The organism is Afipia sp. GW821-FHT04G03 (genome assembly GCF_059419985.1).
Genome location: NZ_JBWKSV010000002.1, coordinates 1 through 11,775, shown reverse-complemented (window position 1 = coordinate 11,775; position 11,775 = coordinate 1). Strand labels below are relative to the sequence as shown.

General features: G+C 62.4%; 7 protein-coding genes. 2 read left to right on the top strand and 5 right to left on the bottom strand.

Annotated elements, in window-relative coordinates:
* The first annotated feature begins 45 nt into the window (after positions 1 to 45).
* Positions 46 to 720, top strand: coding sequence for a response regulator (locus AC07UB_RS09310; protein ID WP_492791747.1), 675 nt, complete (start codon positions 46 to 48; stop codon positions 718 to 720).
* Here AC07UB_RS09310 and AC07UB_RS09305 read toward each other — a convergent pair whose 3' ends face one another.
* Entirely contained in the window at positions 721 to 4,230 is a 3,510-nt protein-coding gene (locus AC07UB_RS09305; protein WP_494652737.1) for a PAS domain-containing hybrid sensor histidine kinase/response regulator, read from the bottom strand.
* A 173-nt stretch (positions 4,231 to 4,403) separates the two neighbouring features.
* On the opposite strand from AC07UB_RS09305, the gene AC07UB_RS09300 reads away from it, so the two are divergent.
* Positions 4,404 to 5,057: a response regulator transcription factor gene (locus tag AC07UB_RS09300; protein ID WP_494652735.1), complete on the top strand. Its 654-nt coding sequence runs from the start codon at positions 4,404 to 4,406 to the stop codon at positions 5,055 to 5,057.
* A gap of 89 nt (positions 5,058 to 5,146) precedes the next feature.
* Here the strand turns inward: AC07UB_RS09300 and hemA are convergent, their stop codons facing one another.
* The 4 genes from hemA to AC07UB_RS09280 all read right to left on the bottom strand — a co-directional run bounded on the left by hemA (position 5,147) and on the right by AC07UB_RS09280 (position 11,258).
* A complete protein-coding gene (gene hemA, locus AC07UB_RS09295; protein ID WP_492791750.1) occupies positions 5,147 to 6,373 on the bottom strand; it encodes a 5-aminolevulinate synthase in 1,227 nt (408 codons plus the stop codon).
* Between the two features lie 207 nt (positions 6,374 to 6,580).
* Positions 6,581 to 7,645, bottom strand: coding sequence for an MBL fold metallo-hydrolase (locus AC07UB_RS09290; protein WP_492791751.1), 1,065 nt, complete (start codon positions 7,643 to 7,645; stop codon positions 6,581 to 6,583).
* Between the two features lie 145 nt (positions 7,646 to 7,790).
* The gene (gene bioB / locus AC07UB_RS09285) at positions 7,791 to 8,876 is read right to left on the bottom strand and encodes a biotin synthase BioB (RefSeq protein ID WP_494652732.1); all 1,086 of its coding nucleotides are present in this window, start codon (positions 8,874 to 8,876) and stop codon (positions 7,791 to 7,793) included.
* Between the two features lie 234 nt (positions 8,877 to 9,110).
* Positions 9,111 to 11,258: a methyl-accepting chemotaxis protein gene (locus AC07UB_RS09280; protein ID WP_494652730.1), complete on the bottom strand. Its 2,148-nt coding sequence runs from the start codon at positions 11,256 to 11,258 to the stop codon at positions 9,111 to 9,113.
* Positions 11,259 to 11,775: the final 517 nt, after the last annotated feature.

Genomic DNA, 11,775 nt, shown 5'->3' with positions numbered 1-11,775 from the left:
TCCAGTATTACCGTGGGGCTCACTCGACTATTGCAAACGGGATAAATGACCATCGCTTCCAGCACGCATCTCGTCGTCGCCGACGACCATCCGCTTTTCCGTGACGCTCTGCGACAAGCGGTCGCGACCGTCGTTGCATCCGCGCGCATCGACGAGGCGGGATCGTTCGAGGAATTGACAGCGCTGCTTGAGCGCGAATCGGATGTCGATCTAATCCTGCTCGACCTGTCGATGCCTGGAATCAGCGGCTTTTCCGGGTTGATCTACCTGCGGGCGCAATTCCCGGCAATTCCGGTGGTCATTGTGTCGGCCAGCGACGATGCGGGCACGATCCGCCGGTCGATGGATTTCGGTGCGTCGGGCTTCATCCCCAAGCGCTTCGGCGTCGAGACGTTGCGCGAGGCCATCGGCAAGGTCATGAACGGCGACGTTTGGATTCCGGCTGACATCGATATGTCCGCGGCGGCCGATCCCGACATGACGCGGCTGCGCGACCGCCTGGTGACGCTGACGCCACAGCAGGTCAGGGTGCTGATGATGCTGTCGGAAGGTTTGCTCAACAAGCAAATCGCCTATGAGCTGAGTGTCTCCGAAGCGACCATCAAGGCGCATGTCTCCGCCATCCTGCAAAAGCTGGGTGTCGAAAGCCGGACCCAGGCCGTGATTGCCGCCGCCAAAATATCCGGCGGACAATGGAAGCAGGCCGATACAACGCAGTAATTATTCCGCAGCCACCATCTGCTGCGTGCGCCATTGCCCGAGCAGGGCGCGCAGCGCTGCCGGCTTGACCGGCTTGTTGAGCACAACAATTCCGTCCGCGCGCGCGGCCTCGCGGACATGCGGGCTGCGGTCGGCGGTGATCAGAATGGCCGGAATTCCCTCGCCGAACCGCTGGCGGATGTCGCGGATCGCCGCGATGCCGTTGCCGCGATCGAGGTGATAATCGACAAGCAGTCCCGTCACCCGCTCCTCGGTGGCGGCGATCGCTTCCGCGGCTGAGACCGGGTCCACCGCCGCGATGACCTTGGCGTCCCAGCCGGTGAGCAAGGTCTTCATGCCGTCGAGGATGGCGCGGTCGTTCTCGATGCAGACAATGAGCGTGCCGCTCATCGGCGTTTTGGTGGACATGTTGGTGCCCGACAACGCCGCCGTATGGGTGATGGTCTTGGCGATCGGCATTGTCACGGAAAAGCGCGAGCCGCCGCTGCGGTTCGAATCGACCGCGATGCCGTGGTTCAGGACGCGGGCCAACCGTTCCACGATCGATAGCCCGAGACCAAGTCCGCGCGCGATCCGCGCGCCCTGGTCGAGGCGATGAAATTCCTTGAAGATTTCAGTGCGCTTGAGAATCGGGATGCCGAGGCCGGTATCGTAGATCCCGATCTCCAGCGATTTTCCCTTGCGGCGGCAGCCGACCAGCACGCGCCCCTTGGGCGTGTATTTGATGGCATTGGAAATCAGGTTTTGCAGCAGACGCCGCAGCAGCACGCGGTCCGACGTGACAGCCAGCGCGCAGGGCACGAAGGTCAGTTTGAGTTTTCGCGCTTTTGCGATCGGCGCGAATTCCACCTCCAGCGAGCGCATCAGGTCGCTCATGCGGAAGCTGGAGATTGATGGCGTCATCGCGCCGGAGTCGAGCCGTGAAATGTCGAGCAGCGCGCCGAGAATTTCCTCGATGGCCTCCAGCGAGTCGTCGATATTGCCGACGAGGCGCGCATCCTCGCCGCCGGCCTGCCGCTCGACCATGCTGGTGACGTAGAGTCTGGCGGCGTTGAGCGGCTGCAGAATGTCGTGACTGGCCGCTGCGAGGAAGCGGGTCTTGGAAATGTTGGCTTCCTCGGCGGTGCTCTTGGCCAGCGCCAGTTCGCTGTTCAGCCGTGTCAGTTCCTCGGTGCGTTCGCGGACGCGCTTTTCCAGCGTCGCATTGGCGCGCTCCAAAGCCTCGGCGGCCTCGAAGCTCGGCGTGATGTCGGAGAAGGTGATGACCAGCGCGCCGCCCGGCATGCGGTTGGCGCGCACTTCGATCACCATGTTGCGGTCGATCAATCGCTCCAGATAGGGCTCACCTTCGGTGGTGTAGGCGGCGAGCCGCCGTTGCAGCATGGTGTGGTCACCCTTGGAGGCCGCCTGTCCATTGCTGCCGATGAACTCCAGGATCTCGACGAGCGGTATTCCGATTTGCGCGTATTGCGCCGGCAGGTCGAGAATTTCGCCGAACTGCCGGTTCGAGGTGATGAGCTGGAGTTCGGGATTGAAGACGGCGATGCCCTGACGGACGTGATTGAGCGCGGTCTGCAACATCTCGCGGTTGAAATGCAGCGCGGTATGAGCGTCGTCGAGCAGCTTCAATGCGGCCTTGGCGGAGACCGCACGCTTGCGCAGCAGCAGCGACAGCACGAGCCGCGACGAGGCGGCCCCGATCGACGAGGCGATCAGATGTTCGGCGTGGCGAAGCAGCAGAAAATCCGCGGGCGCGCTGCGTTCGAGATTGATGCGATGCGTGGCCGCAAACGTCTCGAACGATTGCAGCGCGCGGTCGGGCCCGAGATACTGTGCGACCGTGCTGAGCAGGTCCTGCACGGTGACGGTGGTGCGCCAGCGCCTGAAGTTGGGCGCGATCGGCGCCAGTTCGTTGGGCACGAACAGGTCGGCCTGCACCCGCTCGATCGATGTAGGCTGGCGCATCAGCGACAGCACGATGTAGGCCAGCAGATTGAGCGACAGGCTCCAGAAGACGCCGTGAATCAGCGGCGCCATTTCGGTACCGAGCAAGGCTTGTGGCCGGAGTGCGGTGATTCCGAACAGGCCTTGCGTGAGCCATAACGTGCCGCGCGGATCGACGTCGGCGAAGCTCGGCAGGAACAGCGTATAGGCCCACACCGCGAAGCCGATCAGCATGCCGCCCATCGCGCCGCGCGCCGTCGCCCGCCGCCAGAACAGGCCACCGAGAAACGCCGGCGCGAGTTGTGCGACGGCTGCGAACGACAGCAGGCCGATGGCGGCAAGCTGGGCGTTGCCCAGCACGTGATAGTAGAGATACGCCATCGCCATGATGGCGAAGATCGCGACGCGGCGAACCTTGAGCAGGAAGCCGCCGAAGTTGGCCTTGCCGCCCTGCGAAGCCGGCCGCCGCTTCAACACCAGCGGCACGATGATGTCGTTCGACACCATGATGGCCAGCGCCACGCATTCCACGATCACCATCGCGGTGGCGGCGGACAGCCCGCCGACGAACACGATCACGCTCAGCGCCGTCGCGCCCGCCGAGATCGGCAGCGCCAGCACGTACATGTCGCTGTCGGATGCCCCGAACGGAAAGGTGACGAGGCCTGCGATGGCGATCGGAATCACGAACAGGTTGATAAGAACCAGATAGAGCGGAAACAGCCAGCGCGCGCGGCGGACTTCGGCCTCGGTGGAATTTTCCACGACGCTGACGTGGAATTGCCGGGGCAGCAGCAGGATCGCCAGAAACGACAGCAGCGTCATGGCGAGAAAATTACCGATCGACGGTGTGGCCTCGATGGCGCGGACCGCCTCCGGCGTCTTCATGGCGCGGTCCCACAAATCGGACGGGCCGAACATGAAAAACGTGACGAAGACGCCCGCCGCGATGAAGGCCACCAGCTTGACCAGCGATTCCGTCGCGACCGCCAGCATCAACCCGTGCTGGTGTTCGGTGGCGTCGGTCTGGCGCGTGCCGAACAGCACTGCGAAGGCGGCCAGCGTGACGGTGACGATGAAGGCGATGTCGCCGATGTATGGAATACTGGAAACGTCCTGATCCTGATTGAGGATGGTTTCCAGCGACGACGCAACCGCTTTCAATTGCAGGGCGATGTAAGGCACCGAGCCGATGATGGCGATGGCGGCGGCGGTCCCGGCGACGGCCTGGCTCTTGCCGTAACGCGCGGCGATGAAGTCGGCGATCGAGGTGATGTTCTGCGATTTGGCCAGCTGGATGACGCGCATCAGCAACGGCGTGCAGAATGCGATCATCAGGATCGGGCCGACATAGATCGCGAGAAATTCGACGCTGGTGCGCGTCGCGAGCCCGACCGAGCCGAAGAACGTCCAGGACGTGCAATAAATCGCAAGCGACAGCGGATAGATAAAGGTGCCGAGGCGGCCACGCTGGATCTGCGTCAGCCGTTCGCCGTAGCTCGCCACCACGAACAAAAGTCCGATGTAGCCGAACGCGACTGCGATCACGCCCCAGTCATGCAGCATCGAATTGATCCCTCGGCCTTACCGGCCCGCGGGCGACCTTAGCCCGGACCGCTTGCCTGTGCATCCGGCTCGGCTGCCGTGCGCCTGACGAACATGATCTTGGCGAATTCAGCGAATCAGCATATACACGTAAAAGTTGTATTACGACGGTATTGCCATCAAGGAGCAGGCCGATGGGTCACATGCTGCCTTTTGTATCCGGGGACGCCCCGGTCGCGATCGTCGATGACGATGCCTCGGTGCGGGATGCGCTGTCGCTGCTGCTGAAGATCGAGGGATTTGCATCGGAGGCGTTCGGGGACGGAGATTCCTTTCTGGAAACCCTGCGAAGCAGTGCGCCTTGCTGCGTCATTCTCGACCTTCATTTGCCGGGCAGCTCCGGCCTCACCGTTTTGAAGCATCTCGCCGATGCGCGGTTCGCGCCGCCGGTCTTTGTGATGTCCGGCCAGTCGGACATTGCGATGGCCGTGGAAGCTATGAAACTCGGGGCGCGGGATTTTCTCGAAAAGCCATTCTCCGCAAGCATCATGATCGACCGAGTCCGTGAGGGCGTTGCGGCCTATCGCCGGTCGACCGCGGGACACATCGACGGTCTCGCCGATTTTCCGGGCCGCGATCTGCTCACCCGGCGCGAGCGGGACGTTCTGGCGGAGGTCGCGCACGGGGCTTCAAACAAGGAGGCGGGCAGGCGGCTCGGCATCAGCCCGCGCACCATCGAAGTTCATCGCGCGCGGATCATGGACAAACTTGGCGCCAGGAACGCCGCGGACCTGATGCGGATTGTGCTGTCGGATGCCCCCGCACGGCTCGAAGCCCGCGCGGTCTGATGTGAAGACGGCGCTGCATCCATGGGATACGGCGTCGTCTTTCCGGGCTTTCCGCAGATTGTTATTCAGCAGATCGCTGCCGCAACCAATTACTCTGCTGCCATGGACTTGGCATGCAGCGGCAGATCGAGCCGCTCCCAGACCTGCACCAGCGCGTCGGCGAGCTTATCGATCAAAACGTCGTCATGATACGGCGACGGCGTAATGCGAAGGCGCTCCGAGCCCTTGGGGACGGTGGGATAGTTGATCGGCTGAATGTAGATGCCGTGCTCTTCCAGCAGCAGGTCGCACGCCTTCTTGCAGCGCTCGGGATCGCCGACGAACAACGGCACGATGTGCGTGTCGCTCGACATCACCGGCAATCCGGCCGCCGTCAGAATCGCCTTGAGTCGCGCCGCGCGGTCCTGATGACGCTCGCGCTCCCACGACGATGACTTCAAATGCTTGATGGCGGCAGTCGCGGCCGAGCAGATCGCAGGCGGAAGCGCCGTCGTGAAGATGAAGCCCGGCGCATACGAGCGCACGGCATCGACCATTTTGGCGCTGCCCGCGATGTAGCCGCCGAGGCAGCCGAACGCCTTGGCCAGCGTGCCTTCGAGAATGTCGACCCGGTGCATCACGCCGTCACGCTCGGCAATGCCGCCGCCGCGCGGACCGTACATGCCGACCGCATGAACCTCGTCGACATAGGTCATGGCGCCGTAACGCTCCGCGAGATCGCAGATCTTTCCGAGTGGCGCGATGTCGCCGTCCATCGAATAGAGGCTTTCGCAAACGATCAGCGTCGGGCGATCCGGATTGGCGCGCAGCAATTCCTCGAGATGCGCGACGTCGTTGTGGCGGAATACGATGTACTGGGTGCCGGACTGGCGGATGCCCTCGATCATCGAATTATGGTTCAGCGCGTCCGACAGGATCAGGCAGTTCGGGATCAGCTTGGCGAGTGTTGCGATGCCGGTCTGGTTGGACACGTAGCCCGAGGTGAAAACCAGCGCGGCTTCCTTGCCGTGCAGATCGGCAAGTTCCTGCTCAAGCTGGATCAGGGAATGGTTGTTGCCGGCGATGTTGCGCGTGCCGCCAGCGCCGGTGCCGACGCGGGTCGCGGTCTCGACCATCGCGCCCACCACCTTGGGATGTTGACCCATCCCGAGATAGTCGTTGGAGCACCACATCACGATGTTGCGCTGGCCTTTGGGGGAGTGCCACACCGCATGCGGGTAGCGGCCGGCGATCCGCTCCAGATCGGCGAAAACGCGATACCGCCGCTCGTCATGAAGTCGCCCGAGGGCGTCACCGAAGAACTTGTTGTAATCCATCACAAAAACCCTGACGGGAACCCGGATTACGGCAGCCGGCCCAAGGGGTCTTCCAGGGGGTCTTCTGTCGTGCGTGGGCCTTTTTAGAGCTTTTCCAGCTTTAATGTCGAGGCCGTTTTCGCCGGTCTCATATGCGGCTGATGGTGGCGTTGACCAGGATCAATCCGGCCAAACAGGACACTCTTCTCAAGGTTTGGCGTCTTGAAATCAGGTCGCCGTGAAGCGCACCACGCCATCGGCGCCGACATGGGACGTCAGGCGGTCATGGGCCAGCATATGATTGACGTGCGCGATCAGCTCGCCCGCGGCGAAGCCGGTCTGGTGCGCATCGAGCACGTGCTTGTGGAACACGACCGGCACCAGTTCCGCCGAGGTCTTCGGTGACGTGCGGCAGGCGTTGGCGATGAGCTGGCAACGCTCTTCGTGATGATCCGCAAGCTGCTTGATGCGCGTCTTGACGCCGTAGAACGGAACGCCGTGTCCGGGCAGCACGAGAACGTCATCCGGCAACAGGCCGGTCAACTCCGCCAGCGAGGCGAGATAGTCGCCCAGCGAATTCGCCGCCGGCTCGACAGCCCATACGCTGACATTCGGCGAGATCTTGCTCAGCACCTGATCCGCCGAAAGGAAAATATTATCGGCTTCGCAAAACAGCATGACCTGCTCGAATGCATGGCCGCCGCCGGTGATGACCTTGAATGTCCGCGCACCGATCGTGATCTCGTCGCCGTCGGACAGGCGATAAAACGAGGCAGGCAGAATCGACACGCGCGTCAGGTAATCCTGGCCCTTGCCGAGCAGCGCTTCGGTGATCTCCTCATCCATGCCGTGACGGCGGAAGAACAGCCGCTGCGCCAGCTTGCGCTCCGGCGAGCCGCGATGCTGGTGATAGGCGGCCTGCAGGTATTCGACCTGCGACATGTGAAGCGGGCAATTGAAACGCTCGACGATCCATCCGGCCAAACCGACATGATCGGGATGCGCGTGGGTCACGATCAGCCGCGTGATGTTGAATCCCTTGAGCGGACCTTCGAACAGCGCTGTCCAGGCGGCGATGGTCGCGTCGTTGCCGATGCCGGTATCGACCATGGTCCAGCCGTCGCCGTCGGCGATCAGATAGATGTTCACGTGGTTGAGACGGAACGGCAGCGTCAGCCGGACCCAGATCAAACCCGGCGCGACCTCGATCGCCTCGTCCGGCTTGGGCGGCGTCTCGAAGGGATAACGCAGGCCATCGGGGGCCGTGGTCAATGTGGCGGTCTTGTTATGCATCGTCTCGCAATCGCGTTTTTCCATTCCGGCTTAACGCGGCAAAACCGGCCGCGCTAGTGTCCTGCGCGGCTGAAACCTGCGTTTTGAGGGCTGTCCGGGCATGGTTGCCATGCAGGCAACCATGTCTTTGCTGTTTGAAACGGCTTCAGGATGCCGCTGCGCCGCTCACCGGGACGGTGGCGGCAGCCGGCGTCGCATCGGCGTGCGCGTGGCGCTTCGCATCGTCGAGCTTCGACTTGATGCCGAGGCGATCCAGCAGGTTCGCGTCGCGTTCGGTCTGCGGATTCTTCGTGGTCAGCAGCACGTCGCCGATGAAGATCGAGTTCGCGCCGGCGACAAAGCACAGCGCCTGCAACTCGTCGGTCATGTACTGACGGCCGGCCGACAGGCGAACGACGCTTCGCGGCATCATGATGCGCGCGACCGCGATCATGCGCACCAGCGCGATCGGATCGGGCCGCTCGGCGGTGTCGTTGACCGGCACGCCCTTGACCTCGTTCCACATGTTGATCGGAACGCTCTCGGGATGCTCGGGAAGGTTCGCCAGCAGTGCCAGCATGCCGAGCCGGTCATCGACCTGCTCGCCCATGCCGATGATGCCGCCGCAGCAGACCTTGAGGCCGGCTTCGCGCGCGTGCGCCAGCGTGTCGATGCGATCCTGCATCGTGCGGGTGGTGATGATCTTGCCGTAGAACTCCGGCGATGTATCGACGTTGTGGTTGTAGAAATCGAGGCCGGCGTCGTGCAGCCGCTTCGCCTGGCTGTCGGTCAGCATGCCGAGCGTGACGCATGTTTCCATGCCGAGGTCTTTCACGGCGCTGACCATGTCGCAGACCGTGTCGAGATCCTTGTCCTTCGGATTGCGCCATGCGGCGGCCATGCAGAAGCGTTCCGCGCCGGCTTCCTTGGCGCGCTTCGCGGTGGCGACGACGCTGTCGTGATCCATCAGCTTGGTCGCCTTGAGACCGGTGTCGTATTTGGCGCTCTGCGAGCAGTAGCCGCAATCTTCCGGACAGCCGCCGGTCTTGATGCTCAGGAGACTCGCGGTCTCCACGTGATTGGGATCGAAGTTGCGGCGATGAATGCTCTGCGCCTGAAAGATCAGATCCGCGAACGGAAGGTCGTAGATCGCCTGCGCTTCCGCGCGCGTCCAGTCGCTGCGCGGCTCGGTCAGTGCATCCCTGCCGACCGGCACGCGACCGTTCACATCCGAACCCGGCACTATGCTCATGCGCTGACCCTTTGCAGTGAAGACGTCTGGAAGTGAAGACATCCGGTAGTGAAGACGTCGCTGTCTTTATCGATGAGGAAGCCGCATGCCTTGAAGGCATTCGCGATTTCCTCTGGTGTCCAAGACTAGCAAGGATCATGAGGGCCCAGAAGAGTCAATCTGGGCCCTCATCTTCCATGGATCGCAGCCATGCCGGGCGGCATAGCGCGTAAACGCAATTGCAGCCTGATGAAATTACGCCGCCCGGATATTAAGCAGGAAGGCGTCCACTTCCCCACGCAGCGTATCGGCTTCGCGGCGCAGCTCGCCCGACGCGTTGAGCACTTCGCCGGCCGCGGTTCCAGCCTCGATCGAGGCCTGACTGACGCCGACGATGTTGCTCGACACTTCCGACGTACCGCTGGCGGCATGCTGGATGTTGCGGGCGATCTCGCGGGTCGCGGCGCCCTGTTCCTCGACGGCTGCGGCGATGGCGGTGGTGACCTCGTTGATCTCGCCGATGGTGGAGCCGATGCTGCGGATTGCGCCGACGGCAGACGCCGTGACGTTCTGCATGCTTGAGATCTGCGCCCGGATTTCGTCGGTCGCCTTCGCCGTCTGTTCGGCGAGGCTCTTCACTTCGGATGCGACCACCGCGAATCCGCGGCCGGCTTCTCCCGCGCGCGCCGCTTCAATGGTGGCGTTGAGCGCGAGCAGATTGGTTTGCGATGCGATTTCCTGAATCAGGTCGACGACGCTGCTGATGCGATTCGCATTGTCGGCGAGGCCCTGCATCGTCGTGTCGGTCTTGCCCGCTTCGCTGACCGCGTGCGCGGCGATCTTGGCCGAGTTCGTCACCTGACGGCTGATCTCCTGGATGGACGACGACAGTTCTTCGGTGCCGGCCGAAACCGTCTGCACGTTGACCGAAGTTTCCTCGGCGGCGGACGCGACGGTGCTCACCAGCGCGCTCGAATGTTCGGCGCTGGTGGACATGCTTTCCGCGGTCGACTGCATGACGTTCGCGGACGTCATCAAGGTGTCGAGCGCGGCGCGGACCTTGTTTTCGAAGTGGACGATCTGCATTTCGACGCGCGAGGCGCGTTCAGCCTTGGCGGCGCGGTCCCGATCCTGTTCGCCGCTCAGCGTGCGCGAGCGGATCATGCTTTCGCGAAACACCTCCAGCGAACGCGCCATGACGGCGATTTCATCCTGCTGGCGGCTGCGGCGGACTTCGGCTTCAAGGTCGCCTTCGGACAGTCGCCGCATCACGTCCTGCAGGTTGCCGATGCGGCCCAGGATATTGCGGCCGACATAGAGCCAGACGAACAGCGCTGATCCGACCAGCGTGAGGGCGCCGAGCGCGAGCATAACCATGGTTGCCAGCGATATGGTGTTGCGCGCCTTGGCCGCTCCGGCATCGGTGGAGACCTGCACGTCATCCACGAGCCGTTTGATGCTCATTTCGAGGCCGCGATTGAGCTTGCCGGTTTCTTCCAGGATCAGGCGGCCGTAGTCGGCAGCGTCGAGTTCTTTCTGCCGCAGCTTGAAGACGCCTGTCTTCTTGTCGCCGAACGCCATCAACTGGGCTATGGCCTCCTTCAACTTGTCGCCATCGCCGCGGCTGCCAAGCGAAGCAAGAGAAGTGTCGATGCCGTCGGAGGTCACCGAGAACGCATATTCGTGATCGCTGAGCGTCTCGGCGCTGGTGGCATTGGCCGCGGCGCTGATGTTGCTTGCGGCAAAGTTGACGTCTGCGAGCAGGCTGGCCAGCATATCGACGCCCTGCATGGCTTTCAGAGCATCGCTGCCATCGACGCTTGCGCTTGTCAGCGCGGTGTTGACGACGGCTTTCGCTTTATCGGTGCTGGAATTGATCATGGTAACGACGGCGGCGTGAGCCTTCCGGGCGGCCTCGAATTGCCGGGCATGTTGCCCGGCGAGGTCGAGCCGCTCATTGGCTGCCGCGCGCAAGCTGCCGATGGTGTCGTCGAGCATCTTGACGTTTTCCTCCAGCGCGGCAACGACGGTCGGGTCGGCGTTGAGGTCCTTGATTTCTTTCAATTTCGTCAGTGCGGCGGCCTGGGCCTCCTTCAGGTCCTTGGTGCGCGTCTGAAGCGTGGCTTCATCTTCTGATGCGAGCATCGCGGGACCGCGAGAGGCCAGGCTCTGGCTCAGCCCCGACAGTTGAAGGCTGGCTGTCAGCCGGGGAATGTCACGTCCGCTAAGTTCGGTCATCATGCCGCCGAGCTGGCCGAGCAGCAGGCTGGCGCCGGCGCTGATCGCGATCGCCATGCCGGCGATCACCGCGAAGGCCAGGAAAAGACTTCCCCGCACGCCGAGCGTCAGGCTCGGCACTTTGAAACGAAACAGTTTTTTCCCGAAATCAAGCCGCAAACCCATAGTGCCCCCCGCATCGACGAATCCGTAAAAAGACGTGCGGGCGCAGTATCAGGATGCATGGTTAAAATTCTTAGGACCAATGGCGGTTTGGTGCCAAAAATCTGGCAGACCGCCTGCGGTGGTCATGGGGGAGGGCTGGTGCTGCCAGACAGGATTGAACTGTCGACCTCTCCATTACCAATGGAGCCGATCACAGGAACTAACCCCTTGAATTATCTACGCGCGTGGCTGGGGAGGATTTTCAGTCCCCATAATTTCCCCGACTTAGTTGAATCTTCTCCCAGCGATCGCCTGAAACGTGCATTTTAAGTTTTTGCGCTTTTACCGATTCGGATTCGAGGCACCCATTGAGTGACGTTCTTACCATCCGAGGCTTGATCGAGAGAGTGTTGAGCGGAACCATCAGAATTCCCAAATTTCAGCGGGGATTTGTGTGGGAGTGACCTGACCGGGCTTTTTTGGACCAAGCTTTGTGAGAAAGTGAGCTTGGAAAGGAGCTTTGGTTATGCCGAAGAAG